Source organism: Vibrio phycocola (assembly GCF_054404255.1).
The window spans coordinates 442,623-468,952 of sequence record NZ_JBTAMQ010000002.1; the positions used below are offsets into that span (position 1 = coordinate 442,623).

28 protein-coding genes are annotated in these 26,330 nt (G+C 43.6%); 1 reads left to right on the forward strand and 27 read right to left on the reverse strand.

Annotation, left to right across the window (positions count from 1 at the left end; all coding sequences use genetic code 11):
• Positions 1 to 11: 11 nt before the first annotated feature.
• From ACXJY6_RS05690 to prmB, 4 genes are all read right to left on the reverse strand, one after another.
• Positions 12 to 278 carry a YfcL family protein gene (locus tag ACXJY6_RS05690; RefSeq protein WP_456050859.1) on the reverse strand — a complete coding sequence of 89 codons (267 nt, stop codon included), beginning with the start codon at positions 276 to 278 and terminating at the stop codon, positions 12 to 14.
• Positions 279 to 289: 11 nt separating this feature from the next.
• Positions 290 to 820 carry an elongation factor P hydroxylase gene (locus ACXJY6_RS05695; protein WP_456050858.1) on the reverse strand — a complete coding sequence of 177 codons (531 nt, stop codon included), beginning with the start codon at positions 818 to 820 and terminating at the stop codon, positions 290 to 292.
• A 75-nt stretch (positions 821 to 895) separates the two neighbouring features.
• On the reverse strand, positions 896 to 1,981 hold the full coding sequence (gene aroC / locus ACXJY6_RS05700) for a chorismate synthase (protein ID WP_458767670.1): 1,086 nt from the start codon (positions 1,979 to 1,981) through the stop codon (positions 896 to 898).
• Between the two features lie 160 nt (positions 1,982 to 2,141).
• Positions 2,142 to 3,074: a 50S ribosomal protein L3 N(5)-glutamine methyltransferase gene (gene prmB, locus ACXJY6_RS05705; RefSeq protein ID WP_458767671.1), complete on the reverse strand. Its 933-nt coding sequence runs from the start codon at positions 3,072 to 3,074 to the stop codon at positions 2,142 to 2,144.
• 62 nt (positions 3,075 to 3,136) lie between these two features.
• On the opposite strand from prmB, the gene smrB reads away from it, so the two are divergent.
• The gene (gene smrB / locus ACXJY6_RS05710; RefSeq protein ID WP_458767672.1) at positions 3,137 to 3,670 is read left to right on the forward strand and encodes an endonuclease SmrB; all 534 of its coding nucleotides are present in this window, start codon (positions 3,137 to 3,139) and stop codon (positions 3,668 to 3,670) included.
• Between the two features lie 28 nt (positions 3,671 to 3,698).
• On the opposite strand, the gene flhB is transcribed toward smrB, so the two are convergent.
• From flhB to ACXJY6_RS05825, 23 genes are all read right to left on the reverse strand, one after another.
• The gene (flhB, locus tag ACXJY6_RS05715; protein WP_458767673.1) at positions 3,699 to 4,829 is read right to left on the reverse strand and encodes a flagellar biosynthesis protein FlhB; all 1,131 of its coding nucleotides are present in this window, start codon (positions 4,827 to 4,829) and stop codon (positions 3,699 to 3,701) included.
• A gap of 9 nt (positions 4,830 to 4,838) precedes the next feature.
• Entirely contained in the window at positions 4,839 to 5,621 is a 783-nt protein-coding gene (gene fliR, locus ACXJY6_RS05720) for a flagellar biosynthetic protein FliR (protein WP_458767674.1), read from the reverse strand.
• An 11-nt stretch (positions 5,622 to 5,632) separates the two neighbouring features.
• Positions 5,633 to 5,902: a flagellar biosynthesis protein FliQ gene (fliQ, locus tag ACXJY6_RS05725; RefSeq protein ID WP_456050852.1), complete on the reverse strand. Its 270-nt coding sequence runs from the start codon at positions 5,900 to 5,902 to the stop codon at positions 5,633 to 5,635.
• Positions 5,903 to 5,914: 12 nt separating this feature from the next.
• Positions 5,915 to 6,799, reverse strand: a complete 885-nt coding sequence (gene fliP / locus ACXJY6_RS05730; protein ID WP_456050851.1) for a flagellar type III secretion system pore protein FliP — start codon at positions 6,797 to 6,799, stop codon at positions 5,915 to 5,917.
• The gene (fliO, locus tag ACXJY6_RS05735; RefSeq protein WP_456050850.1) at positions 6,789 to 7,178 is read right to left on the reverse strand and encodes a flagellar biosynthetic protein FliO; all 390 of its coding nucleotides are present in this window, start codon (positions 7,176 to 7,178) and stop codon (positions 6,789 to 6,791) included. The genes fliP and fliO overlap by 11 nt, the downstream gene beginning before the upstream one ends.
• Before the next feature lie 21 nt (positions 7,179 to 7,199).
• Positions 7,200 to 7,613, reverse strand: coding sequence for a flagellar motor switch protein FliN (gene fliN, locus ACXJY6_RS05740; protein ID WP_456050849.1), 414 nt, complete (start codon positions 7,611 to 7,613; stop codon positions 7,200 to 7,202).
• A gap of 30 nt (positions 7,614 to 7,643) precedes the next feature.
• Positions 7,644 to 8,693 (reverse strand): flagellar motor switch protein FliM, encoded by a 1,050-nt coding sequence (gene fliM / locus ACXJY6_RS05745; protein ID WP_456050848.1) that lies wholly within the window; start codon positions 8,691 to 8,693, stop codon positions 7,644 to 7,646.
• Positions 8,694 to 8,703: 10 nt separating this feature from the next.
• Positions 8,704 to 9,207: a flagellar basal body-associated protein FliL gene (fliL, locus tag ACXJY6_RS05750; protein ID WP_456050847.1), complete on the reverse strand. Its 504-nt coding sequence runs from the start codon at positions 9,205 to 9,207 to the stop codon at positions 8,704 to 8,706.
• Positions 9,208 to 9,236: 29 nt separating this feature from the next.
• Positions 9,237 to 11,219: a flagellar hook-length control protein FliK gene (locus tag ACXJY6_RS05755; protein ID WP_458767675.1), complete on the reverse strand. Its 1,983-nt coding sequence runs from the start codon at positions 11,217 to 11,219 to the stop codon at positions 9,237 to 9,239.
• A 224-nt stretch (positions 11,220 to 11,443) separates the two neighbouring features.
• Complete coding sequence (fliJ, locus tag ACXJY6_RS05760) at positions 11,444 to 11,890, reverse strand: flagellar export protein FliJ (protein WP_458767676.1); 447 nt, start codon at positions 11,888 to 11,890, stop codon at positions 11,444 to 11,446.
• Between the two features lie 2 nt (positions 11,891 to 11,892).
• A complete protein-coding gene (fliI, locus tag ACXJY6_RS05765) occupies positions 11,893 to 13,218 on the reverse strand; it encodes a flagellar protein export ATPase FliI (protein ID WP_456050844.1) in 1,326 nt (441 codons plus the stop codon).
• Positions 13,218 to 14,018, reverse strand: a complete 801-nt coding sequence (gene fliH, locus ACXJY6_RS05770) for a flagellar assembly protein FliH (protein ID WP_458767677.1) — start codon at positions 14,016 to 14,018, stop codon at positions 13,218 to 13,220. Before fliH ends, fliI begins: the two co-directional genes overlap by 1 nt.
• A gap of 57 nt (positions 14,019 to 14,075) precedes the next feature.
• Positions 14,076 to 15,128 (reverse strand): flagellar motor switch protein FliG, encoded by a 1,053-nt coding sequence (fliG, locus tag ACXJY6_RS05775; RefSeq protein WP_456050842.1) that lies wholly within the window; start codon positions 15,126 to 15,128, stop codon positions 14,076 to 14,078.
• 1 nt (position 15,129) lies between these two features.
• Complete coding sequence (gene fliF, locus ACXJY6_RS05780; RefSeq protein ID WP_456050841.1) at positions 15,130 to 16,872, reverse strand: flagellar basal-body MS-ring/collar protein FliF; 1,743 nt, start codon at positions 16,870 to 16,872, stop codon at positions 15,130 to 15,132.
• A gap of 17 nt (positions 16,873 to 16,889) precedes the next feature.
• On the reverse strand, positions 16,890 to 17,201 hold the full coding sequence (gene fliE / locus ACXJY6_RS05785) for a flagellar hook-basal body complex protein FliE (RefSeq protein ID WP_456050840.1): 312 nt from the start codon (positions 17,199 to 17,201) through the stop codon (positions 16,890 to 16,892).
• A gap of 82 nt (positions 17,202 to 17,283) precedes the next feature.
• On the reverse strand, positions 17,284 to 18,762 hold the full coding sequence (locus ACXJY6_RS05790) for a sigma-54-dependent transcriptional regulator (protein WP_456050839.1): 1,479 nt from the start codon (positions 18,760 to 18,762) through the stop codon (positions 17,284 to 17,286).
• Positions 18,762 to 19,820, reverse strand: coding sequence for a sensor histidine kinase (locus ACXJY6_RS05795; RefSeq protein ID WP_456050838.1), 1,059 nt, complete (start codon positions 19,818 to 19,820; stop codon positions 18,762 to 18,764). Before ACXJY6_RS05795 ends, ACXJY6_RS05790 begins: the two co-directional genes overlap by 1 nt.
• Before the next feature lie 141 nt (positions 19,821 to 19,961).
• Positions 19,962 to 21,428: a sigma-54 dependent transcriptional regulator gene (locus ACXJY6_RS05800; RefSeq protein WP_456050837.1), complete on the reverse strand. Its 1,467-nt coding sequence runs from the start codon at positions 21,426 to 21,428 to the stop codon at positions 19,962 to 19,964.
• Between the two features lie 210 nt (positions 21,429 to 21,638).
• On the reverse strand, positions 21,639 to 22,043 hold the full coding sequence (gene fliS, locus ACXJY6_RS05805; protein WP_456050836.1) for a flagellar export chaperone FliS: 405 nt from the start codon (positions 22,041 to 22,043) through the stop codon (positions 21,639 to 21,641).
• Between the two features lie 14 nt (positions 22,044 to 22,057).
• Positions 22,058 to 22,360 (reverse strand): flagellar protein FliT, encoded by a 303-nt coding sequence (locus tag ACXJY6_RS05810; protein ID WP_456050835.1) that lies wholly within the window; start codon positions 22,358 to 22,360, stop codon positions 22,058 to 22,060.
• Positions 22,361 to 22,364: 4 nt separating this feature from the next.
• Positions 22,365 to 24,407, reverse strand: a complete 2,043-nt coding sequence (gene fliD, locus ACXJY6_RS05815; protein WP_458767678.1) for a flagellar filament capping protein FliD — start codon at positions 24,405 to 24,407, stop codon at positions 22,365 to 22,367.
• Positions 24,408 to 24,430: 23 nt separating this feature from the next.
• Complete coding sequence (gene flaG, locus ACXJY6_RS05820) at positions 24,431 to 24,868, reverse strand: flagellar protein FlaG (RefSeq protein WP_456050833.1); 438 nt, start codon at positions 24,866 to 24,868, stop codon at positions 24,431 to 24,433.
• 72 nt (positions 24,869 to 24,940) lie between these two features.
• The gene (locus ACXJY6_RS05825; protein WP_456050832.1) at positions 24,941 to 26,071 is read right to left on the reverse strand and encodes a flagellin; all 1,131 of its coding nucleotides are present in this window, start codon (positions 26,069 to 26,071) and stop codon (positions 24,941 to 24,943) included.
• Positions 26,072 to 26,330: the final 259 nt, after the last annotated feature.

Consider the following 26,330-nt stretch of genomic DNA (forward strand, 5'->3'; position numbering starts at 1 on the left):
TCCCGACGGCACTATTTAACTTGCGCAACCAGATCGTCCCATACGCCTTGCACAATAAGTCGATCAGCCGGAGATAACTCAGAACGAGCTTCCTCCAAACTGGCAATAATCCGTTGCTTTAGCTCAGCAACATCATCAATACCTTCTTCTTCGCAGCTAGCGGCAGAAAGTGATACATGACCGCGCAAGTAACCACCTGCGAATAATTCATCATCAGATGCCGTTTCAATTCGTGCATCGATCAATTCTAGTAATTTTTCTTCAAATTCAATAATCATAAATACTCTCGTTATTTCACGATAAACAGTTCTGGCTTTAACTCAGGAGTTTGATAAAAATCTCGAAGCACGTTCGATAGACTCGCCACTCTTTCAGGGATCCCCAGCTCAAATATCTTCATCACCTCTTGATGAACAAGCTGCATAAATTGCATTCGATTAGGTTCAAATTCACCATTTAAATTGTCGCAACTCACATTAAATGGAAAACCAGCACTCACGGAAAGTATCCATTCATAAGCCTGTGGACGAATTTCCACTTTCTCGAATCGAGCTTGGGTTTCTTCGTTTCGTCCATCGGGTTCATACCAATACCCAAAATCTTCCAGCAAACGACGCTCTGGACCTGCAACGCACCAATGAGCTACCTCATGAAGCGCAGAGGCATAAAACCCTCGAGCAAAAATAATTCGATGGTAATTGCAATCTGAATCCGCTGGGCGATAGATTGGTTCATCACTGCCAAGTTCTAACCGAGTGTTATAACTAAGAGAAAACGTACGATTAAATAGAGTGATTAAGTCTTGATACTGATGTTTCATGCCATTACTCAAACAAAATAAAACCCTCGGTGGAGGGTTTTGTATAGCAACTTACGACTTGAGCGTCCAAACCAATTAAATTTTTGGTGTTTCCGTCACGACATTGTAGTTTTGACCACGATGACGCAAGAGGTGATCCATAACCACAATGGCTAGCATCGCTTCAGCAATCGGAACTGCTCGAATCCCGACACATGGATCATGACGTCCTTTAGTAATAAGCTGAGTTGCTTGCCCAGATTTATCAATGGTATCGCCTGGAACCGTAATCGATGACGTAGGCTTAAGCGCAATGTTTGCGACAATATCTTGCCCCGTTGAAATACCGCCCAAAACACCACCAGCATGATTAGACTCAAATCCTTGCGGTGACAAAGCATCACGGTGTTGGCTACCTCGTTGTTCAACAACACCAAAACCATCGCCAATTTCAACCCCTTTTACCGCATTAATACTCATTAAAGCATGGGCAATATCGGCATCAATTCGGTCAAACACCGGCTCTCCAAGCCCAACAGGGACATTGGTCGCAACCACTTGAATTTTTGCGCCAATAGAATCGCCATCTTTTTTAAGATCACGTATTAGCTGATCAAATTGGTCAACTTTGTCGACATCTGGACAGAAAAATGCATTATTTTCGATTTCATCCCAATCGACTTTATCGATAGAGACATCACCCATTTGAGCCAAGTATGCTCTGATTTCTACGCCAAACTGATCTTTGAGATACTTTTTAGCGATCGCGCCTGCCGCCACTCGCATCGCGGTTTCACGAGCAGATGAACGACCACCACCACGATAATCTCTCACACCATATTTCTGATGGTAAGTATAATCGGCATGACCTGGACGAAATTTATCTTTGATATCTGAATAATCTTTTGAACGCTGATCGGTATTCTCAATCAATAGACCGATAGACGTACCAGTGGTTTTTCCTTCAAACACACCTGAAAGAATTTTCACTTCATCCGCTTCACGACGTTGAGTCGTATAACGGGATGTTCCGGGGCGTCGACGATCCAAATCTACCTGCAAATCAGACTCAGAAATTTCCAAATCTGGAGGACATCCATCCACCACACAGCCTAATGCAATGCCGTGACTTTCCCCGAACGTAGTGACTCGGAAGTGTTGTCCGATGCTATTTCCTGCCATGAAATCCTCTACCTTAGTTCCAGCACTTCAAGTATGCCTTCAAGTTTACGCTAAAATTCTTGGCCACATAGTGGCGTTATTGGGGTGAGATGTAAAGCCTCTCACCGGACTTTTCCAATAGGATTCATCTATAAAAAAGAGAACCTATCGTCGATACAAGTTAATCCAAATACGCAGAGAAAAGCGCCGCGCATTCCACCAACTGATCTCTGGTAATCATAAATACGCCGTGACCACCATTCTCAAACTCTATCCATGTAAACGGTACGTCTGGGTATTGTTCCATCATATGAACCATCGAGTTCCCCACTTCACACACCAATATTCCTTTTTCACTGAGGTAGTTAGGCGCATTAGCTAAAATTCGACGTACCAAATCCAATCCATCAGGCCCAGAGGCTAGTCCAATAACAGGCTCATGTTCGAACTCAACAGGCAACGAGTCCATATCTTCTTGATCAACATAAGGAGGGTTGGTCACAATCAGGTTATAGTGATCTTGTGCAAGCGATTTAAATCCATCGGACTGCATTGGGAATACTTGATGTTCGAGACCGTGCTCCTGAACATTGATTTCAGCCACATGCAGGGCATCAGATGAAATATCGACAGCATCGACCTCTGCATCAGGAAAGGCGTGTGCGCAAGCAATAGCAATACAGCCACTTCCGGTACATAGATCTAGGATTCGTTGCGGTTCCTCGACTAGCCAAGGTTGAAACTCTGCTTGAATCAGTTCACCGATCGGTGATCTCGGCACCAATACTCGTTCGTCAATGAAAAACTCTAAGCCACAAAACCACGCTTTATTGGTGAGATAAGCCACGGGAGTGCGCTCATTGATACGACGAACGACCAATTCAACGAGTTTGGCTCGTTCACTTGTCGTAAGTCGAGCGTTCATCATATGTGGTGGGGTATCAATCGGAAGGTATAGTGACGGCAAAATCAGTTGTACCGCCTCATCCCAGGCATTATCGGTCCCATGACCATAAAAAAGCTGCGCAGCGTTAAATCGACTCATTGCCCAACGAATCATGTCTTGAAGGGTAACCAGTTCGGAAACGGCCTCTTCCTCAAAAATCTTATCCAAAATTATCTCCAAAAAGCGCTACAATACGACCCATTATCTCAATCAACACGAACTCCTAAGCCATGAGCAATAAAGATAACGACTTAGACGACGATGATTTTTCTCTGTTTAAAGATGCAGTACAAGGCGTAAAAAAGTTGCGACAGGATACCATAATCCAACCGCCAAGCCGAAGCATCAAACAAACCGAAAAACGTAAATTTGAGAAAGAAGCGACGAATAGTGGTTTCTACTTCTCTGATGAATTCGTTCCACTACTCAATAGCGATGGACCTACTCGTTATGCTCGCAGTGATGTGTCTAAGTTTGAAGTTAAACGGTTACGCCGCGGTGTGTATGTTCCCGATGTATTTTTGGATATGCATGGAATGACGCAAAAAGAGGCCAAAAGGGAGTTGGCAGCAATGCTGGCGTACTGTGTTAAGGAAAGTGTCGCTTGTGCCTGTGTTCAACATGGCATTGGTAAACATATACTAAAGCAAAAAGTACCTATATGGCTTGCCCAACACCCGGATGTTATGGCTTATCACCAAGCCCCCCTTGAATATGGTGGTGCGGGAGCATTATTGGTTTTACTCTCAATTCCTGAGCGTTAATTATTCAAAGTGTTAATCGTTCATCACATTAATAATTCATATCGCTCGGAATATTCATTGCCGCCTCATCAAGAACAGGGCGCTGACCGCCACGTCGACGATATTGTTTTAATTGGAATACATAAGCGAGAACTTGCGCTACCGCGACAAACAATCCATCGGGAATCTCTTGCTCTAGCTCGGTTGTATGATACAGCGCCCGAGCTAAAGGTGGAGCTGCGATAATAGCAATGTCATGTTCTCGAGCCACTTCTCGAATCTTCATTGCCATATGATCAATACCTTTAGCTACGACAATGGGGGCTTTGTCTGAGTCTTGTTTATAGCGCAATGCCACCGAAAAGTGTTCCGGGTTGGTGACGATAACATCGGCTTGGGGGACATCCGCCATCATTCGACGTTGCGCAGCTTCTCGTTGCAACATCCGAATGCGCCCTTTTACTTCCGGCTTACCTTCGGTTTCTTTATATTCGTCTTTGACTTCTTGCTTAGTCATTTTTAATTGATTGCTGTGTTGCCAAATCTGAAACGGGATATCAATGGCAACGACAATGAGCAATGAACAACTGATAAGGAATATGAAATTCAGTAGAATATCGAGAGCGTGAAAAATATTTTGCGGAAAAACATCAAACGATAATTGAAACAGATCCACTTTCGAAGCATTCACCAGATACATCGCCATTCCAGCGACTAATGACACCTTCAGTATAGACTTCAGTAGTTCAACCCAACTTTGCATACCAAACATACGCTTAAAGCCACTCAGTGGATTTAGCTTAGATGCTTTTGGCATCGCCGCTTCCGCAGAAAAACGAACACCACCCACGCCAGCAGCTCCAATCAACGCCGCCAAGAACAAAATAATAAGAATTAGAAATAAAGGAAATATCAGATTACCCAATCCATTCAAGGTAATATCAAACAATCGGCCATGGTCATAAATCTCTGCCCGGCTCAGATTAAACATTCTAGCCATAATTGCCGCCAAAGCTTTAGCTAAACTCTCACCAAACCACATAAGCGAAACAGAACCAATGACTAAAACCGAAACCGACGCAAGCTCTTTTGATCGGGCAACCTGCCCTTTCTCCCGAGCTTGCTCCTGCCTTCGGGTGGTGGCGTCTTCGGTGCGTTCTTGACCGTCTGATTCTGCCATATCAGCCTCCTAGCAACTCGTTCGAATGAGTCGGCAAATTTGCGCTTCGCCTTCAAGCCAATAAGGCTCATACTGGCTGTACAACCCACTGACAATATACCAACACAATAACAAGCCAACCATAAGTGCGAACGCGAAACCCAATGAGAATATATTTAACTGAGGCGCAGCACGAGTCATAACACCAAACGATAGGTTAACCGTAAGTAGGGCTATAATGCCGGATAGTGATAACGTTAATGCAACTTTAAAAATGGTCCCAAACCATAATGCTAATTCACGATAATCCACGCTACGCAGCCCACCAGTGCCAATCGGCAAAGTCTTGAAACTAAGAACCACCATATGAATGAGTTTTAAATGACCATCTGTTGCCAAAAAAAACATCGTCGCAAGAAACATAAAAAACTGACCAAGTACGGGGGTATTTTGACCATTCGCAGGATCGACCATCGACGCAAAACCTAAGCTCGACTGCATACCAATAATTTGCCCTAACATCACAAACGTTTGGAGAATAAACTGAGTCACGATCCCAATGCCGATTCCAATGGTCAGCTGTTCAAACGTCGTTAGATAACCTTGGATGGAAAAGAGCTCTATATCGGTCGGGACTGGAGGAATAACTGACATGACAGCGAACGTAATTACGAGAGAAAGATAGAATCTGACACGAGTAGGGACAAAACGAGCACCAGTTACCGTCATCACCATCAGCATTGTTGAGATACGCGTAAACGGCCAAAAGAAGTTAGCCATCCAATCAAGTATAATGTGAGTCGGATACTCCATGTCTGCCTCAGTCAGTACAGTACTTGAGGCATACGCTCAATCATAGAAAAAAAGAAGTCCATTAGCATCTGAGACATCCAATGCGCAAAGGCCATTAAGGTCAACAAGGTAACAATTAGACGAGGAAGAAAACTCAGTGTTTGTTCGTTTATCGAGGTTGCCGCTTGAAAAATTGCTACAACCAAACCGATTAGAAGACTCGGAATGATAACCGCACACACCATTATTAAAACGATCCATAAGGCATCTCGAAACAGCTCAACAAACATTTCAGGTGTCATAGATATACTCCCCTAAAGCGCAAAACTGCCCGCCAGTGTCGAAAGAATCAAATTCCACCCATCAACCAAGACAAACAACATCAATTTAAAAGGTAAGGACACGATCATTGGCGAAAGCATCATCATACCCATCGCCATCAATATCGATGCGACAACTAAGTCAATAACCAAAAATGGCAAGAAAAGCATAAAGCCAATTTGGAAGGCGGTTTTTAGCTCAGAAGTGACAAATGAAGGAATTAAAATTGATAATGGAACATTATTCGGGTCATCCACTTCAACGCCTGCAATTTCCACAAAGCTCTCTAGATCTTTCATTCGTGTTTGCTTAAGCATAAAAGTTCTAATTGGCCCTTGAGCAGTATCAAATGCCTCACGAGCCGAGATTTGTTCATTTAAGTAAGGTTGAACCGACTTATCGTTTATTTCATTCAATACTGGCGACATGATAAAAAAAGTAAGGAAAAGTGAGATACCGATGATAATTTGATTTGAAGGCGTCTGCTGTAATCCCATAGCTTGACGTAAAATAGACATCACGATAATGATTCGAGTAAACGACGTCATTAAAATCACCATGGCAGGCAAAAAGCCCATCACAGTCATCAAAGCTAAAATCTGCAAATTAATGGAGTAATCTTCCCCACCATTCGGATTTGTCGTCATCGTCAAAGCAGGAATGCCTTGATTCCCCAGACCTAGCACTGTATTCGATGTCGAGGTGGTTGATTGACTAATTGCATTATCAACAACCGATACAGCCGACGTTGGGTCGTCAGCGGCCATAACCATTGTCGTAAGAAGGAGCATAAGTACTAATGCTTTAGTTATGACCAGTACGTTAGCTTCAAGCCAATGCTTTCCAAACAAATTCGAATAACTCTGATTACTTATCATGGCGTTTAATCACCTGATTCAGTTGCTGGGCGAAAGAGGACTTGGGCGCATCACCTTTCTCTTTTGTCGTTGAAATAGGTGTCTCTAACTTAGAAATTAGTTGAATTGATTGCGTCGTCACACCGACTAAAAATTGCTCTTCACCGGCTTGGATTACCATAACTCTCTCTTTGGTTCCAACCGGCAACTGACGAACAACACTCAAGTCACTTTGAGCACCAAGCATTGGCAAGCGCATTTTTTTAAGCATCCAAGCCAAAAACAAAATAAAGACAATGACTAAAATCAACGCCCCAAAGCTTGCCGCAATATCAAATTGTGGCGCTGTAGACGCTGCCATCGCCGGTAGCGGTAATAGCCCTATGATCATCCATTTCATGAACGTTACCCTAGTTTTTGATTACCTGAGTTTTTTAATACGCTCAGTTTGACTAATGACATCGGTTAATCGAATACCAAACTTATCGTTGACCACGACCACTTCACCATGGGCGATAAGTGTTCCATTAACGAGAACATCCAGTGACTCTCCCGCAATACGATCAAGCTCTACGACTGAACCTTGGTTAAGTTGCAATAAATTACGAATATTGATTTTTGAGCGTCCCACTTCCATTGAAATGGTCACAGGAATATCCAAGATGGTATCTAGCTTACGCATTTCATCTTGCGAGATGGCTGGAGAGGTATCTTCCAACTCATCTAATGGCGCAGCCAAGATTTCATCGACATCGATGTCTGAGGAGGCATTAGGATCTTCACTCAGCGCTGCTGCCCATTCATCCGCTAGCTTTTGGTCTTCAGATTCAGACATAGTTATTTACCTACTTCCATTAAAAATTGTTTATTCTTCAGGTGCATCTTCATTCTCAAGATCCGTTAAGATATTTTCGCTTAAAAACGACAAATCACTTTTAACCACTTCAGGACGCTGAATTTTCTCTGATACTTTCACCGCGACTTTATCTTTAGAACGACCTAACTTAACGCGAAATGTGGGTAAATCTTCAATATACATCAACGCATGCTCAGGCATATTTATCGGAATAATATCATCGGTTTGTAATTCCATAAGATCGCGTAATGACAGTTCTTTTTCTGCAAGATCGATGCGAAAATTAACCGGTACATCCATAATTTCTTCACGTAGTGCAGAACTCCAACGAACATCCGCTTCCATCTTATCGGACTGGACACCCGCATCGAGCAATTCACGAATCGGTTCGATCATTGAATATGGAAGAACGACATGGAAATCTCCGCCACCACCATCCACTTCAATATGAAATGAACTCACAACAATCACTTCGGTGGGCCCCACAATGTTGGCCATAGCAGGGTTTACTTCCGAGTCGAGGTATTCGAGTTCGGTTCCCATCACGGGTGCCCAAGCTTCTTTATAGTCTGAAATTAAAATTTTCAGCAAAAGTTGAACGACACGTCTCTCTGTAGGTGTAAATTCACGCCCTTCGATACGGGCGTGAAAACGGCCATCGCCGCCAAAAAAGTTCTCTACAAGGATAAACACTAAGCGTGCTTCTAGAGTCACTAAGCCCGTCCCTTTGAGAGGGCGAAGTCGAACCATATTTAAGCTTGTCGGAACGTAGAGCGTATTTTGGTATTCACCAAACTTCATCATCTGTACGCCGTTAATCGATAGCTCTGCTGGTTTTCTGAGCATGTTAAACAAACTCACCCGCATGTGTCGTGCAAAACGCTCGTTAATCAATTCCAGCGTTGGCATACGACCACGCACAATGCGATCCTGTGACGAGAAGTCAAACGAACTGCTCGTGCTTTCCTGAGCACCAGCTTCTTGTTCCTCATCTTCCTCTACAGAATCGACACCATGCAGCAGTGCATCAATTTCGTCTTGGCTTAATAAATCGGTCACTCTACACCTACTATTGCATTACGAAATCGGTAAACAACACCCGTTCAATAACGGGATTTCCTACCGCTCTATTTAACGCTGAACGTATATCTTCTGTTGCCTTATCACGCAGTTCAATTCGCCCTGTGGGACTGCGCAATTGATCCACCGTCGCCGACGCAAAAGTCGACAACAAGGAGCTTTCTATAAGAGGCGTATGATAACGAGCGAGCTCATCATTCTCAGAACCTCGAACCATCAATTGAATTTTTATCTGTACTAAACGATCTCGCTTATCCCCTGTCACATTAAAAACAAAGGGTTGCGGAATACTTACATATTGCACCGGATCAGCAGGCTCTTGTGTAACCTGTTGTTGTGCTTCAGCGCCACCTTCCGCAGCATCTTCACTTGAGCCCATAAGAAAGAATGCTGCACCACCGCCACCGCCAAGTAACACAACGACTGCAATAATAATGATCAGCAGTTTGCTTTTTCCTTTCGGAGCCTCTTCTTTAACTTCGTCGTCAGCCATATTATTCTCTTATAATTAGTTATATTGATTTAGGCGTAGTAGCTTATCCCATCAGGCTTTGCGCCAAGATTTACATCAAGTTTTACATCAGTTGGAAAACTTTCGTCTCCAGCCATCTGTTCGTTACCGTGATTCGAATCAGATTGAGACTGACCTCTTTCTCCAGACGCGTAACCTTGCTGTTGCTGAGCGTTTTGCTGTTGAACACCCGTTTCACCTAGCTGAACACCTTGCTGTGCCAGCATGTCACGTAGACGTGGCATTGCCCCTTCAAGTGCATCTCTAGCGTGTTGATTCGCCACCGTAAAATGAACGGTTGCCGAGTCACCATTCATATTCATCCTAATTTGCATTCGACCCAACTCTGGTGGATCAAGTCGGATATCAATATTCTTTAAGTTTTTAGATAACATCATCTGAACCCGCTCAGATAGCTGGTCTGCCGCGACTTCTTTGTTAACCATGACAGGAACTTGAGCTGGCATTGCTTCCATTTTATTGAGTGGTGACGACATTTGGCCGCTTAATCCACTTACCGAGGAAAGTTGCTGAGCAAGTGAACTCTCTTTTCCAGTTTCTGTTCGAGTGCTTTCAAGAGCCTGAAGGCCATTTTGTTCAATATGCTCTGCCGACCACTTCGCTTTAGTATCTGTTCCCGCAAGTACCGACATACCACCTAGTGCTGCCGCGGCTGATGGCATAGCATTCGCCGCTGTCGTAGCATTTAGCGCTACTTCTGATGAAACGGGAGCACTACTGTTAACACCAACTTGTGGAGCCATTCGTTCTTGCACCGCTGCACTTAAATTTGATTGAATAACCTGAGGCTGGCGAACCAACTTGGCTTCTTTAGCGCTGCCCTCTGCTTCAACTACCACACTTTTGCCTTGCAGTGATATTTCTTCCACATCACTATTCATTGTGGCTGACTCTAAAACAGGTTTCCCTGTTTGACTCTGGTTAGATTGTTCTGCCGAAACCATACCAGGTGTGGCGACTTGTACATTGTTTACCGTTCGAGTTGCTGATACATCTTTAGATGCAGCGAGTGTCACTTCTGTTTGTTTCGCGATATTTTGGCTAGATTCATCAACCGCTTCGTCTGGTTTAGCCGCCAATCCAGAGTTAATTCGCTCCAAATCAATCAGTTCAGGTTCTTTCGATTCTACTGCGCCATCATCAACCGACTCTGCATTTAGTGTTTCCTGCTTTGTTTCGAAAAACGTTGCTGCTGCCATGGCCATTTGTTGTAAGTCTTCTTTAGTATTTTCTGATTTGGCAACGACCTCATTATCAACAAGCGCCTGTTTAACCTCAGCCTGATTTTCCACAGCAGCCAAATCGGCTTTCAGTAATATGTCATCGACGTCACTGTCCTTAGCTTCTTCAATTGAGTCAGTTTGTGTTTCTGACATTGCTGCCAAAGTTTCCGCTTTATTTAGCTTAGGTTCGTCCAATAATTGTGTTTGATCTGGCAAGGCTTTGCCGTCGTCTGACAAGGATGGGTCTTGCTTAGTTTGATTAGATTGAGATAACACACTGTTAGCTTGTTTGAGTTTGTCCAAAATTTTGTCGCCAGACTCCATCACTTTTTCAGTATCAAGTGATGCGACTTTAGCATCGGATTTCAGCTCTTCAGTATTCTCTCTATTTGCCTTTTTCATATCTGCTGCAGCGGTGTCATCACTTTCTTCGACGTCATCTAACTGAGCAGCCTCACCTTCCAATTCCGCGAGCTCATCTACTGCTTGGCCTTCAGCGACATCAAGCTCGGAAGCCACTTTTTTGACGTCGACATCGGCATTTATCTCATCACTATTATCCACATCAAGAGAATCACCCTCGGATTTAACTTCACTCTTAGCTTCACCTTTAAATAAAGCGGATAACTTGGCGAAAAAACCTTCGCCGCTTTCTTCGGTAGCTTCATCGGTGGATACTAACTCTGCATCACTGTTTGATGCTGCCACATTGGGCGATGACTTTGCTGACGGGATGAAATCGATATTCATAACAATACTCTCGTAGACTTATTCATACGTAGGTACGCAAATGGCAATAGCGCGCCGCTTATTTCAGTCTTTTTGGAAGTTTCCTTCTCAGAAAGGCCGATTTGCTCTAGTAAGACGTCGATATGAACTCAGTTAACGTCAATAAAGCACTTAATATTCTCTTATTAACCTGCTAATAAAAGATCGATTGCAAGAAGTGCGCCAGTTTCATATACGGTACTCAATTACGTTTGCGCTCCTTTACGACGAGCAAATTGTAATGTGGTGAACTCATCAAGCTCTTTTTGTTCCCGTATACTTGCCAATCTTTCACGTTCAACCCGCTTTTTATCTAACATCCATTCATAAGAGCGACGCTGCTTACGAACCTCGTGCCAATGCTCCTCGCTAGTTTCGACTTGCTGCTTAAACTGTGATTCTGCTTCTTTCTGTTTATCCAATGTCGCATCTAACTGAGTTAAAAAACGATTAAGGTGGCCATATTCGCTCGCGGTTAAACCACTCATTCCGCGTTCAACCAATTGATTACAATAATCCAACCTATATTGTTCTATTTGATTAATCTGCTGATAATATTCGTCAAGTTCTCGACGCGCCTGACTCAATGCCATAACCGCTTTATCTTCTTTATCTATCATCTGCTCAAGCAGAAGTACTAAAGCATTCGTCATAATTAACCTTCAACTTGCAATAAACTTTTCAGCATATTCACACTCATATCAAACGGGACTGATTCCTTCATTCCTTGTTGCAAAAACTGATCAATCATTGGTTTTAATGTAAACGATTGATCCACTGCCGGGTCACTTCCTGCTTTGTAAGCACCAATCGCGACTAAGTCTTGATTTTTTCTGCATACAGAAAGAATTTGTCTAACCGCACGAGCCATCAACATATGCTGATCGGTTGTTACCTGAGGCATAACGCGGCTAACCGACTTCTCGACATCAATCGCAGGGTAATGACCTGCATCCGCCATTTCACGCGATAATACAATGTGTCCATCCAATATGGCTCGAGATGCATCAGCAATCGGATCTTGCAAGTCGTCCCCTTCAGTTAAGACCGTGAAAAATGCAGTAATGGATCCTTTTCCTTCAGCACCATTACCCGCTCGTTCAACTAACGCAGGTAACTTTGCGAACACAGACGGCGGATAGCCTTTTGTCGCTGGAGGCTCACCAACCGAGAGAGCAATTTCACGTTGTGCCTGAGCAAAACGCGTTAATGAATCCAACAACAGCAGCACATCTAACCCTTGATCACGAAAATACTCTGCAATGGTTAATGCCGTTTGACAGCCTTTAAGACGCATAAGAGGCGATGAGTCTGCCGGAGCGGCAACCACAACAGATCGTTGACGCCCATCGACGCCTAAAATTTCTTCTATAAATTCTTTTACTTCTCGACCACGTTCACCAATCAAACCGACCACAACAACTTGTGCTGTTGTGCCTAAGGTCATCATTCCTAAGGTCACAGATTTACCCACACCAGAACCAGCAAATAGACCAATACGCTGACCTTTGCCGACAGTGAGAAGTCCATTAATCGCTTTAAGCCCTACATCAAGCGGCTCGGAAATCGGTTTTCTCGCTAATGGGTTGATTGCAGGAACATCAAAGCTTGCGTAATTTTCGGTGTAAATTTCGCCTTGTCCATCTAATGGATTTCCAACACCATCAATCACACGACCAAGTAACTCCATCCCTACCGGAATACCAGTGTTCTCAGCCAATGGTGTCACTTTCGCACCTGGCAAAATGCCGTTAACTTGCTCACTCGGCATCAAAAATAATCGGTCACCTGAAAACCCAACAACTTCGGCTTCTATGTCACCGGACATCGTTTCAACTCGGCATGTCGTTCCAATTGGAGCGCGACAACCAATAGCTTCAAGTGTTAGCCCAACCACACGAATCAATCGCCCAGATGCCACTGGGCGAGTTGATAAGCCTGTGGTTTTATAGCTGGATAATCGTTCCGCTAGTGCGAGCATTACTCACCTCCAACATGTCGATTAGAGGAGCAAAAATTTTGCAATACAGAACGCACTCGATCTTCCATACGGTATGAAACACTCGATTCGCCCGCGACGATTTGTACATCTCCACGAGTCAAAGAAGGTTCGCTACTTAAGCTCCAATTTCGCTGCTCGAGATCTTCCTCACCATAGGCTTGTCGAACTAACTCCACATCTTCAGGATTGAGTTTTAACTCGATGGTGTGATTTGCTACTGGGAGTGATTCAACCGATTCTTTAACGGTATCTAGAAGAATCTGTGGGTTGGTCGTTACTTCTAAATGCACCACTTCTTTCACCAAGGTGAGAACCATATCAACTAATTGACGCTCAACCTGGCTATTCATAAGTTCAAGAGGGCTTGCAAATTGAGATGCGAGTTCGACAAAGCTGGTAATATGTTCATCTACGGTTTGTTGAGAGCTTTCAAGCCCTTCTGCTTTGCCAAGTTCAAGGCCTTCAATATGACCGGCTTCAATCCCTTCTGCTTTCCCTTTTTCGTAACCCTGTTTAAACCCAGCTTCCTTACCTTCAAATAATCCTTCTTGGTACGCATCTTGGCGGATATTTTCGAGTTCTTCTTGCGTGAAAGGACGCAGTTCATGTTGCTCGGTTTCTTCGAAATCTGGCGACCAGCTCGGATCATAATTTAACGCTGTCTCTTTCGCTGATTCTCCTTCAGCATAATCGGGCAACCCCCACGCTTGAGGTTGAATTGACTCGGAGTCTTGAGTTGATTCAGGGCGTAAAAACCCTCTTTTTCTATCTATTGACATACACTACCAGCCTTATGGGTGACACCATTCTTTGGCCGTTATCCATGATTATCTAAGTTATACGAAATCATCACCGCCACCACCAAGCATAATGTCACCAGCATCCGCTAAGCGACGAGCCACAACCAGCACCTCTTTCTGCGCTGCTTCAACATCCGAGACCTTGATTGGTGCCATCGCCTCTATGTCATCACGCATCATATCGGCAGCACGTTTAGACATGTTCTTGAAGATCTTCTCTTTTAGGCCTTCATCAGCCCCTTTAAGTGCTTTCTGAAGTATATCTTGTGGTACATCACGCAGTAGTTTTTGAATACCTTGGTCATCAACCTCAGCCAAGTTTTCAAAGACAAACATAAGGTCTTGAATTTGCGTGGCCAAATCTTCATCTTTGTCACGCATTTGATCGATCAAGATGCCTTCAACATTGTTATCCATGAAGTTCATGATTTCAGCGGCGGCTTTTAGGCCACCAATTTTCGCGGCTTGAGCACCAGCTTGACCGGCAAACTGTTTCTCCATAATTTCATTGAGTTCTGCCAAGGCGTTTGGCTGAACTTCTTCGAGGTGAGCAATTCTCATCATTAAATCGAGACGATCACGTTCAGCAAACTGTGACAAAATCTCTGCTGATTGATCCGGCTCCAAATAGGAGAGTACGATTGTTTGAATCTGAGGGTGTTCATTAATAATAATCGTTGCAACCTGACGAGGATCCATCCATTTAAGAGAATCCAAACCTTTCGAACCGGTACCAAGTAGAATTTGGTCAACCAAGTTATTGGCCTTATCTTCACCTAATGCCGCTACGAGAGCATTACGCATAAAGTTCTCGCTACCCATCCCAATGTTGGTGTATTTCTGAATATCATCTAGAAATGCTCGATGAACCGCCCCTACCTTTTCTTGACTCAAGTCGCTTGCACGCGCCATTGCAGCACCGACTCGTTGAACTTGTTTCGGTTCTAAATTACGAATGATGTTAGCTGCATCTTCTTCATTTAAGCTAAGAAGTAAAATAGATGCTTTCTCATCACCCATCATTGAGCTTACGTCAAAATCGGTGGTTGCAACCTCAGTACCAGGAGCTTGGTTTTCTTCATCCGGCATATTATTCTTCCAAATTCATCCAGTTTTTCACAACTTGAGCTGCAAGTTCTGGCTCATTAGCCACAAGTGCTCTAACAGCTTTCAGTACGTCTTCGTCTTTGTGTAAATTAGGTAAGTCGATTGTCGAACCAAATTCAAACAGATCGCCTCCCTCTAAGTCATTACCAATCAGGCTAGTTTCACCATCTTCACCAATCGGTAGACCATCAGGTCCATACATTCCTTCTTGGTCATCGGACACAGGATTAATAAGTTTTTTCATTGCTGGTCGAACAAGAACCAATACGATAACGATAATAACAAGAGCACTTGCGGCCCAGCGTATCCAATCATTGAAATTCGGGTTCTCCCAAATCGGCGGTTCTACCATTTCTGCTACTTCAGGGACCGCAAATTGCACACTAAGAACATTGAGCAAGTCTCCTCGTCCCTCATTAAACCCTACTGCACCAACCAAAATCTGACGAATGGTATTCAGCTCACTTTCCGTAAGAGGTGTATAGGTCGTTTCGTTGGTTTCTGGATTTACAACCGCTCGCTGTTTAACCGCAACCGAAACGGTTTGACGACTCACAGAACCTGTTTGCTTACGTTCATGACTAATGGTGGTATCAATTTCATAGTTACGTGTTGCTTCTTTACGTACAGATCCTTGACCAATAAGCGAACCGTTCTTCATTTGAGCGACATCTTCAGGAATAGATGCGTCTGCTGGAGGTTGATTACTCAATGCTCCCGGGACTCCGGCAACGGTATTGCTATTGTTATAATCTTCTACGGTATATTCACTGCGTGGTGATGCATTGCTTGGATCAAACACTTTGCGAGTCTGCTCTACCGCATTAAAGTCCAGTACAATATCTACCTGAGCGGTATAATTGCCCAGACCTAGAATCGGAATAAGAATTGAATCAATTTTTTCACGTAATGTTTGTTCTTTCTTATATTCAAGCTCCTGCTCTTTACGTCTCGATGCCGTAAGCGCATCTTCTGAGCCAGAATTAAGCAGTCGACCATGCTGGTCCGTGACCGTAATTCGTGTTGATTTCATGCCTGGTACGGCACTTGCGACCATTCCCACAATCGCATCAACTTCATCTTGTTTTAGATTTGCTCCGCTACGAAGCGTAAGAAATACCGACGCTGATGCTTCTTGATTTTGACGAACAAACACACTTTGCTTTGGCATCGCCAACAACACACGTGCTTTTCGTACCTGAGTCATCTCTTCGATTGCTTTGGATATTTGACGCTCTCTGCTGAGTTTGAGGCGTTCGATTTCGAGGCGCTGAGAGACACCAAACCCCATATCTTGGAGTAAGATGTTGTCGCCATCGTCTGCTTGTTTATTTATTCCTGCTCGCGCGAGTTCAAGTTTTAGGTTGTTGTATTCACTAGCAGGAACCAAAATGGTATTCCCGTCGAGCTTGTAGGTTTTTTTGCTTTGATCAAAATAATCGAGGACCGAAATTAACTCGTCCGTTTCATAAACACCCAGTGGGCGCATTTCAGGTTCTTTAACCCAGAAAAAGAGCATGATGATAAGCGCGACACAAATTGAAATCGACAAGACTAAGACAATCTGACGAATCATGTCTAAATCGCCCACCGCAAAATCAAATCTCGATGAGCTTTTTTCACCTAAATCAGGGTTTTGATTCTCTAAGGTCATCTCACCGCCAGATAGGCTTACATCATTACTATCTGCGAGAGCGAGATCGGTAGATTGCTTATCTTCTGCCACAATACGTCACCTACTACTTAAACTGGCATGTTCATAAGTTCTTTGTACGCATCAACCATTTTGTTTCGCACTTGAATGGTTGCGTCAAATGAGACACTCGCTTTATTACGAGCAATCATCACATCAGAAAGAGAAACATCTGCATCTCCTTGGTCGAACCGAGTCTGGAGAGACGATGAGGTTTTTTGTAATCCATTAACGCTGTTTATCGCTTTCCCTAAAAGATCACCAAAATCACTGCCTGATGTATTGATGGTTGGTTGCGACTGATTATTTGACGCTTGAGCCATCATTGCTTGCATTTCGCTTTGTAACCCGTCTAATCTCATAGTGCCCTCGATTGCCAATTCTTTGACTTATAATTTGTCTTACTAACAAAAGAGCAAGTAGCGTGCCATAAATAAGATTGAGCTATCCTGGCACATCAATTCCAGCGTCTCGCATCTTGGCGAGCTTATAGCGCAAGGTCCTCGGGCTGATACCCAACTTTTCGGCCATTTCTTTTCTGCGTCCATGGCAAGCTACTAGTGTTTCCATAATGATGGCAAACTCTTGGTCTCTGAGCTCTCCCCCCAAGCCTGCACTTGTGGAATTCAAAGAACCAGACTCCGTTGATCCCCCCATCGCTGGAGTCTGGTTAGATGAACTCTGTAAATTTTCGGCTTCAGCCTTCGGATACACATTGGGTTCCACAACTTCGGATAACTCTGCAGCTTTTCCATTGGTCGCGACCATATCTTGCAACCCACTTGCATCCTGCCAATCGACACCTTCAAGAAGAATATGCTCGCCCGTAATCTGACCTTTTTCAGATAAGATCAACGAACGCTGAACCACATTGTCTAACTCGCGTACATTGCCTGGCCAGGTATAACGGAGTAATTTGTCCAACGCACTTTTTTGTAAACTTGGGACAGGCTCTCCCATTTTTTGACAATGGCGCTCAATCAAGTGAAGTGCCAAGGGTTCAATGTCCCCTTTACGATCAGATAACGCTGGCCAAATAATTGGGAAAACGTTCAAACGATAGTATAAATCTTCACGAAAATGTCCTTCTTGAACATACTGCTTTAAGTCACGGTTACTGGTTGCCAATACTCGAACATCTAACTGAATACTCTTACGGCTACCAAGGCGTTCGACTTCCCGCTCTTGGAGAACTCGAAGCAACTTAGCTTGAAGGCTTAATTCCATCTCACTAATTTCATCAAGTAAAATCGTGCCACCTTGGGCTTGTTCGAACTTACCTGGGCAAGCTTGTACAGCACCTGTAAATGCACCTTTCTCATATCCAAATAATGTCGCTTCGAGCATGTTATCTGGTATTGCGGCGCAGTTAATCGCAACAAAAGGACCATTTTTTCGATTAGACGCATTATGGATATATCGAGACATGACTTCTTTGCCCGAACCACTCGGCCCCAATACCATGACATTGGCATCGGTCTTAGCGACTTTATCGGCTAATGTCAGTAATCGTTTGCTTTTTTCATCGGCAACAATTGCATCGCCGTTATCGTCGGACTTTACTGGAGCATAGCGACTCACCATATTTAGCAAGACTTCCGGTGCAAAAGGCTTGGCCATATAATCAATCGCACCTTCTTTCATCGCCGCAACTGCGTCCTCAATATTGGCGTAGGCTGTCATCAGAAGTACTGGCAAATTAGGCCAGTTTTGTTTGATATTTCGCAATAAAGCGAGTCCGCCCATCCCAGCCATTTGTACATCAGATACAACGATATCAATCGATTCTGCTTTCAACTTTATGAGCGCTTCTTCTGCACAATCGGCTTCAATCCAGTCATATCCCGCAAGCGCTAAGGTATCAACCAACGCCTCGCGTAAACCTTCGTCGTCTTCGACAATCAGTACTTTACTTTGAGCCATTAGTTATCTCCTTGTTGAGCATTTATTTCTGTATTCGCACGTTCTATAGGCAAGCACATGGTGAAACACGCGCCATCTCCCTGCTGAGATTCAAGTTCCAGTCGACCGTTATGCGCACGACAGACCATCTGCACGACCGCTAAACCAAGCCCTGTTCCCTGAGAACGAGTGGTAAAAAAAGGTTCCATAATTTTGTTTTGAATATCTTCGGCTACTCCGGGACCATTATCTTGAACCGAGATTTTAAGTTCACCGTTGACGGGTCGAAAGAAAAGATCGATCTGAGCTTGCTTACCCACGATCTGAATAGCATTCATAACGAGATTACTGAGCGCTGATGCCACAGCATTAACATTCCCAAGTAACACCACCTCTGGTTGTTCAACCTCTTCACCATAATCAACTTGATGGCTCTTGATGGCCGTTTCTATCATCGGATGAAATTCGTTAATCAGATCTTGCAACGTAAATGGATGAATAACCTTGTTGTCGCCACCTTTGGCAAACAGCAACATATCGCTAACTTGCTTATCTAAGTCTTGCAATCTGTCCGTTAATTTCGTTTGAAAACGCTCGCGCGTGGCTGGTGGTAGGTTTGGCGCACCAAGGTTTGAGGCATATAGCATTGCGCTCGACAATGGGGTTCTAACTTGATGTGCAAGTGACGCAACCATTCGGCCAAGAGAAGACAAACGCTGGAGATCACCAACACGGGATTGCAGTAATCGGGTCTCTGTTAGATCCGTTATCAGCATTAATTGACCGGTGGAAGAAGCGGTAATCGCTAAACGAACCTTACGTCCATTACGCAATGAGATTTCATGTCCATCATCCTCACGAGGCGCAAATGCATTTTGAATCACTTCATACCAACGCTGATTTAGCAGTGGCACTTCAAGAAGACGCATCGCTTCTGGGTTTGCTTCGCGAATGATCCCTTGAGTATCGAGTAAAATGACCCCCGCAGGCATCACTTCTAAAACCTGCTTATAGCGTTCAACCTGATTCTCTAAGGAATCTAAATGAGACTGGCCTTGTTCTGTCGATAAATCTTGCATGTCGTTATTAGCCCAATACAGCGGTCAAACAAAAATAATAAAGGCTTGGAAGCAAGAAGCATTCCAAGCCTAATAGTTATTTATATTCAACAACTTAAAACTGGCAATAATAACCTGACAATATATTGACTCAATGACGAGTTAACGTTGCATGTTATATTTTTTCATTTTCTCTACCAAGGTAGTACGACGCATACCTAGCATATCGGCAGCTCTTGCCACAACACCATCTTGCGCGTCCAAGGCCTGATTGATCAGATTTACTTCTAATTCAGCCAATAACTCTTTTAAGTTAACCCCTTCTGGCGGCAGCTCTTGGTTTCCATTGTTAGCGTTAACAATTTCATCCACGGCAGCAAGATTAAAGTCTTCAGAGAAAATATTTGATAGTGCTTCGCGCTCTTGCTCTTCAATACTGCTCTGTAAACCACCACCGGGTTGGAACTCAGGAATGTCACTATAACGATATTTGGTAGGCAAGTGATTCACATCAATCAAGCTATTCGGATACAGAATAATCATACGCTCAACCAAGTTCGCTAGCTCACGTACGTTACCTGGCCAGTTGTGCTCCATCAGAGAATTGATTGCACGAGGCGAGAAGTAGATCGGCTGTGCGCCTTCTGCTTGCATACGCGTTAATAGCTCTTGAAGTAACAAAGGAATATCATCCTTACGTTCTTTAAGAGCTGGCATCTCAATAGGAAAAACGTTCAAGCGATAATATAAATCTTCCCGAAATGATTCATTCTCAATCATGGTTTCAAGATGACGGTGGGTCGCCGCAACAACTCGTACATTCACCTTGATCGTCGTATTTCCGCCGACGCGTTCAAAACAACGCTCTTGCAAGACTCGTAATAGCTTAACTTGCATAGACATCGGCATATCACCGATTTCATCGAGGAATAACGTACCACCATCGGCAAGTTCAAAACGCCCTTTTCTTGCGGTCAGCGCGCCAGTAAACGCCCCTTTCTCATGGCCGAATAGCTCACTTTCAAGCAAATCTCCCGGGATTGCGCCACAGTTGATGGGTACGAAAGGTCCACCGCGTCGAGTCGAATGGTAATGTATATTTCGAGCAACCACTTCTTTACCCGTACCGGACTCACCCAATATGAGAACGTTTGCTTCACTAGGGGAAACTTGCTCAATTAAGTGACGAACCTCTTGAACGCCAATGCTTTGACCAACCAAGCTACGAAATAACGTATTTTTGCGTGCTGATGCAACGACAGAAACACCTTGTCGACCAAGAAATTCTTTACTGTGTCGCAGCGCTTCGCTGACTTGAGCAAAGTTCAAAGGAAAATCAAGCTCACCGACAAAGTTGGGGAACTCATCTATCGAATAGGGCTGCTGATTCGCAACAAGTAGAGGGATGTGATTTGCCTTAGACAAATGCTCTCTAAGCTCTGTACTTATCGTTCCGTATTCCATAGAACCTAAAATGCAACCCGCCCATGGTAAGGACCAATCAATTTTATCTATTTTTGAAGACGTAACGACATCACAGAGTTCACCGACGAATTCCAATATAATTGACAAATGCTGGCGTGTTGTTGGGTCGTCTTCAATGACAAGAAGTTTTGCTAAACCTTGCATGGATACCTGTTTATGCCTTTAAACTAAAATAACTATCGCTATATTGATATTCAAATATAACCTATCTCTATAAACAATAGACAATTTTTTATATTCAGCAACTAAAAAAAGCCACTCGCGCATAGAGTGGCTTCTATTCTAGGGAATAAATAAAAATTGGCAACCAACGGCTAATCAGATGTGATGTTGGTTTAAACTAATTAACTATATTCAGACATCCCCAACAGTTAGGTTATGAAATTCTGTTGGTATTTGGTCCCATGCTGACTTTATCTCGCGAATAATTTCAATCACATCATCAATGGGATTTGGATCATTGGTTTGGTTTGCTGTGGTGATTTGCGTTATTAGAAATTCATATAATTGATCCAAATTCTCGGCAATATCACCACCGTCTTCCATCGATAAACAGCTACGCAAGCTAATAATAATATCCAATGCTTTACCTAAGCGTTCGCCTTTAACTGGAATATTCCCCTGCTCCATCGCAACTTTACCTTGGATTAGACGTTCAATAGCTCCAGCCATCAGCATTTGCACAACTTTATGCGGTGAAGCCGCACTTAATTGGCTGTCTACTGAGACCTTTTTGTAAGCCTGTAAAGAACCGCGCATTAGAATCCCTCTTATTAATACTTTTGATACAGCTGAACTGATTTTTGCCCAATGCGGAACTTTCGCAAATCCTCGCCAACCTTCATAGTTTGCGAATTCATTAACTCAACCAATTTTTGTGTTGAACTAATGGCATCTGCCCACATTGTTGATTTTGCAAATCGTTCATTTTTTGACGCATAGTCTATTAATTGCTGCAATATCTGATCCCTTTTATCGACCAAACGCGTAATTTCTTCACTATCAAGGACAACATTCGTCAACTCTTGATTCAAAATGCGATCAATATCACTTAATTGATTAATTTCATTTTCCATATTATTAACCTAATGCATTCATCATACCGGAAAGTTGACTTTGCATTTTTCCAGTCGCATCTTGCATCGCAGAGAATTTTGCCTGAGTTCGCTTTTCCAATTCCTGCATTCTTCGGTCTAACGTCGCCTGATCATCACCTAAACGATAATTTTGCTCGGTTAAAGTACGCTCACGTGTCCGTATCGATCCTGTAACACCTGTCAAACTTTGAATCGAATCTTCAACACGTTTAGCAAACCCATCACGACCACCAAAAAATTCACCTAACTTAGAAAAATTATTGTTGATTTGCTTAGTCAGCATATCTGAATTAATTTCAAGTGTTCCCTGCCGCGTTGTTGTCACACCAAACTCCGTAAGACTACGAATTTCAGCAGGAGCACTTTCGATTTGAGTACTGAATACCCTTTTAAGTCGAGAGTCAGCACTACGGACGACGCTATCTCCAGCCAACGGCCCAGCTTCTCCCGTTTGAGGGTCGACACTCGATAATGATTTAGTCGTTCGGTAGAATTGATTATAAGAGTCGACAAATTGCTCAATGTAATTCCGGACAGTTTCACGGTCATATTCGATGTTAATTTCAGCGGGTTTACCTTCGCTTGGTGATAAGCCAGCTAACTCGAGATCGACACCATCGATCGCATCTTCAATGATATTGTTATCGCTTGATAACCTCGCAACCCCATCAAGCAGCACTTCGGCATTTTGCGCGGTTTCGACCTCTTTCATCCCTTGATAACCTTCAAAGGATTGTTGCGCTTTCTCTAGTCTAGCTTGGACCAGCTCGACTTTATTAATGTATTCTTTTTCTTCTGGCGAAAGCTTTGAGCGCTCTAACTCTTTCGCTTCTTGTTCAGTCATGCCGCCGTTTGCCACAGCCTGATCAATAGCGCGCTGTTCTTTCTTCAACTCAGCTTCAAGTTTACTTTGCGCTTCTTCTGGCGTGACATAAGAATCGAATAACGTACCGGAAGCGCTATTACTTGCCCCTGGAATCTCTTGAAGTTTCTCGATTGCGGCAGGATCTAAATCAGGTTCAAGCTCTCGGTACGAATCAAGTAATGTACCCGAAGCGGTTTCTGACCAACCGGGGATTCTATCTTCTGGGCGAACATACTCATTTGGATCGGTGACGTCACTAGACTGGGATTGAAGAGCCGCCGCAACGTTCGCTTCATCATTGGGTGTAACAGCACCGGAGTTCGCGTCTTGTTTCGTTGCCGCTGCAGTCGTTTCAGGCGTTTTCGCTCCTGACTCACCTGCCGCTTGTTTGATTTGCGCCGCAACATCCTCATCAACGAGTCGAGCCGCGGATTCCATTTTCTCAGCCACTTTCTTAGCAATTTTCTGCTCGTCTGGGCTAAGTGGTGCGATTAATTGCTGTGCTTCGGAACGAGCCGCCTCGATGTCTTTTACTCGTTCTTCTAACGTTTTATATTCGAGTTGTTTAAGTGGATTTCCTCTTACCGCTTCAGCTCGAATAGAGATTTTATTGTCTTCACCAGTCTTATCAGATGCGACAATTAAACGCGGACCTTCTTTATCATTAATAATCGATGCTCTGACACCAGGGTTGCCTTTTGAGCGGTTAATACCTGCCACCACTTCTTGCAATTTAGTGCCGCTTTGAACATCAACAGTATAATTTGACTTGCCTAACGATATCTGCAACTTACCCGGCCCAAATCTCACATCTTCATCTAATACATGAGATGCAACTTTATGACTTTGGGCAAGCTGCAGTACATCGACAGCATACCTACCAGCAATAGCTTTTGTCGACGCGACTGCGTTGACAACGTTTTCATCTGAACTACCAACTTTACGTGTAGCAAAAGCCTCGTCCTGACGAAAACCCGCCATTAAGTTTTTCATTGTATCTAGCGATTCTCTGAGGTGCCCATAAGCACTGATACTGGCATTATTTTCCATGCGCGTATTGTCGATACGTTGCTGCTTAGGAACGCGCTCTGAATCGACAATTTTGCTGACCAAGGAATTTATATCCATGCCAGAACTCATCCCTATTGGGCCCATACTCATTAAATCACCTTTAAAGTTACACTTTACACCTTAGTCATAACCAGACCAGTATGATGATCTTGCTCTTTCGCAAGGCGCCGCAGTACTTCTAACATTTCTTCTTCTGGTATTTGACGAATCACGTCGCCCGTTTCGGCTTCGTAAATCGTCATCACTTCTCGACCAGACTCAGTATCTACACTGAACGACAAGTCTTTATTGATGGACGATACAAATTCTTGCATCTGCTCCCTCGTTTTTACTCGCTGTTCTTCCGTAGATCGCTCGTGTTGTTTAGCAAGTTTTATTGCTTCTTCCACTGAATCGGTTGTTTTTTCAACCGTCCTCTCTTGCGCATCGTCTGCACGATTCACTTGTTGAGGAGTTAAAATGCTTTTTGCAGTTTCACTCTCAGAAGCAAATTTGGTGCCACTTTTCGAGCCATAAGACTGGATGTTCGATGTATAGGATGTAATGTCCATAACTATCTCCCTCTCCATCTCATTGGATGAATAAACATAAATGGAATTGAGTAAACTCAATCCACTTCGCTATTAGCCCAATAAACTTAGAGCCGCTGATGGCGACTGTTTTGCTTGCGCTAAAACAGACGTACTCGCTTGTTGCAGAATCTGAGACTTAGTCATCTGCACGGTTTCTTTCGCATAATCAGTATCTTTGATTCGACTGCGTGATGCGTTTACATTTTCGTTAATGTTATCCAAGTTATTGATCGCATGATCAAAACGGTTTTGGAATGCACCAAGTTCTGCACGCTGGCTATCTACTGCTTGCAATGCGCCATCAATCACTGAAACCGCTAACTGAGAACCACCAACAGATGAAACGTTAATATCACCCACTGTGACCTTCTCTGCCGCTCCAAAACCAATTTCAGCACCTAGCCCACCACCAACAGTAACCTCACTCGAAACCTTCTGGTTTGAAGCAAATATCTGCATTTTACCGTCTTCATCAACCGATGCAGAAAGGTCACTATTTTGACCATTGATGTAAGTCGCAAGCTCTTCTAAATCGTCGCCTTGCTTCGCATTCACTGTCACTTCTTGTGCTTCACCATCACTATCAGTGTAGCTCAATGTCATATCTGTCGCGCTACCAACTGTCCAGCTAGAGTCTTTGCCTTCGGTAGCAACATACGCATTCCCACCCATTGTATCGGTGTCTGAACGCATGTTCCCCATAGATAACATCACAGCTTCACCAGACGATGAGCCGATCTGAAAGGACTTATTCCCGAACGTACCATTTAGTAGTTTGTTGCCACCGAACGAGGTTGATTCTGCAATACGATTTAGTTCGTCGTTCAGTGCCGTCACTTCTTGGTTAATCGCTTGACGATCTGATTTCGTATTTGAACCATTCGAAGATTGCAAAGAAAGATCGCGCATACGCTGTAAAATCGTTGTCGTTTCATTCATCGCACCTTCAGCAGTCTGCGCCATAGATATACCATCGTTCGCATTACGAACAGCGACATCTAGACCACGGCTTTGCGATGTTAATCGATTTGATATTTGCAATCCCGCCGCATCATCTTTTGCACTATTTATTTTATAGCCCGATGATAGACGTTCCATAGACTTCTGCGAGACTTCCGATGCATTGTTCAAATAACGCTGAGCGGTCATCGCTGAAACATTTGAGTTAACAGTTATAGACATATAGATCTCCTTTAGGACTTATGTACCGCGACGACTCTCACCTCATCTTGGTACATTTTCATTTCTCTCATTTCCTTTAACGGCGAGATGAATACATCCTTTAGGTTTTTTTTGATCTTTTTGATAAAAAAGTTGTATTGAATAGGAAAGTATGATTCCTTTTGGCGAGGATTGTGAATTAACCTTTTGATATTACAGAAAAACTTCAATCTAAAATTTAGGCAAAAAAAATCCAGCCCGAAGGCTGGATTTGGTTCGC

What these genes read in the sequence shown, in the direction of transcription:
- fliQ (WP_456050852.1), bottom strand. Translation starts at nt 5,902, where the DNA reads ATGACACCTGAAATGTTTGTTGAGCTGTTTCGAGATGCCTTATGGATC.
- fliN (WP_456050849.1), bottom strand. Translation starts at nt 7,613, where the DNA reads ATGTCTGAATCTGAAGACCAAAAGCTAGCGGATGAATGGGCAGCAGCG.
- ACXJY6_RS05690 (WP_456050859.1), bottom strand. Translation starts at nt 278, where the DNA reads ATGATTATTGAATTTGAAGAAAAATTACTAGAATTGATCGATGCACGA.
- aroC (WP_458767670.1), bottom strand. Translation starts at nt 1,981, where the DNA reads ATGGCAGGAAATAGCATCGGACAACACTTCCGAGTCACTACGTTCGGG.
- fliJ (WP_458767676.1), bottom strand. Translation starts at nt 11,890, where the DNA reads ATGACGAATGCTTTAGTACTTCTGCTTGAGCAGATGATAGATAAAGAA.
- ACXJY6_RS05810 (WP_456050835.1), bottom strand. Translation starts at nt 22,360, where the DNA reads ATGGAAAATGAAATTAATCAATTAAGTGATATTGATCGCATTTTGAAT.
- fliE (WP_456050840.1), bottom strand. Translation starts at nt 17,201, where the DNA reads ATGAGATTAGACGGGTTACAAAGCGAAATGCAAGCAATGATGGCTCAA.
- smrB (WP_458767672.1), top strand. Translation starts at nt 3,137, where the DNA reads ATGAGCAATAAAGATAACGACTTAGACGACGATGATTTTTCTCTGTTT.
- fliL (WP_456050847.1), bottom strand. Translation starts at nt 9,207, where the DNA reads ATGGCTGACGACGAAGTTAAAGAAGAGGCTCCGAAAGGAAAAAGCAAA.
- fliO (WP_456050850.1), bottom strand. Translation starts at nt 7,178, where the DNA reads ATGAAATGGATGATCATAGGGCTATTACCGCTACCGGCGATGGCAGCG.
- ACXJY6_RS05695 (WP_456050858.1), bottom strand. Translation starts at nt 820, where the DNA reads ATGAAACATCAGTATCAAGACTTAATCACTCTATTTAATCGTACGTTT.
- ACXJY6_RS05800 (WP_456050837.1), bottom strand. Translation starts at nt 21,428, where the DNA reads ATGCAAGGTTTAGCAAAACTTCTTGTCATTGAAGACGACCCAACAACA.
- fliD (WP_458767678.1), bottom strand. Translation starts at nt 24,407, where the DNA reads ATGAGTATGGGCCCAATAGGGATGAGTTCTGGCATGGATATAAATTCC.
- fliS (WP_456050836.1), bottom strand. Translation starts at nt 22,043, where the DNA reads ATGCGCGGTTCTTTACAGGCTTACAAAAAGGTCTCAGTAGACAGCCAA.
- ACXJY6_RS05795 (WP_456050838.1), bottom strand. Translation starts at nt 19,820, where the DNA reads ATGCAAGATTTATCGACAGAACAAGGCCAGTCTCATTTAGATTCCTTA.
- flaG (WP_456050833.1), bottom strand. Translation starts at nt 24,868, where the DNA reads ATGGACATTACATCCTATACATCGAACATCCAGTCTTATGGCTCGAAA.
- ACXJY6_RS05790 (WP_456050839.1), bottom strand. Translation starts at nt 18,762, where the DNA reads ATGGCTCAAAGTAAAGTACTGATTGTCGAAGACGACGAAGGTTTACGC.
- fliH (WP_458767677.1), bottom strand. Translation starts at nt 14,018, where the DNA reads ATGTCAATAGATAGAAAAAGAGGGTTTTTACGCCCTGAATCAACTCAA.
- fliP (WP_456050851.1), bottom strand. Translation starts at nt 6,799, where the DNA reads ATGATAAGTAATCAGAGTTATTCGAATTTGTTTGGAAAGCATTGGCTT.
- fliG (WP_456050842.1), bottom strand. Translation starts at nt 15,128, where the DNA reads ATGCCGGATGAAGAAAACCAAGCTCCTGGTACTGAGGTTGCAACCACC.
- fliR (WP_458767674.1), bottom strand. Translation starts at nt 5,621, where the DNA reads ATGGAGTATCCGACTCACATTATACTTGATTGGATGGCTAACTTCTTT.
- ACXJY6_RS05825 (WP_456050832.1), bottom strand. Translation starts at nt 26,071, where the DNA reads ATGTCTATAACTGTTAACTCAAATGTTTCAGCGATGACCGCTCAGCGT.
- fliI (WP_456050844.1), bottom strand. Translation starts at nt 13,218, where the DNA reads ATGCTCGCACTAGCGGAACGATTATCCAGCTATAAAACCACAGGCTTA.
- ACXJY6_RS05755 (WP_458767675.1), bottom strand. Translation starts at nt 11,219, where the DNA reads ATGAATATCGATTTCATCCCGTCAGCAAAGTCATCGCCCAATGTGGCA.
- flhB (WP_458767673.1), bottom strand. Translation starts at nt 4,829, where the DNA reads ATGGCAGAATCAGACGGTCAAGAACGCACCGAAGACGCCACCACCCGA.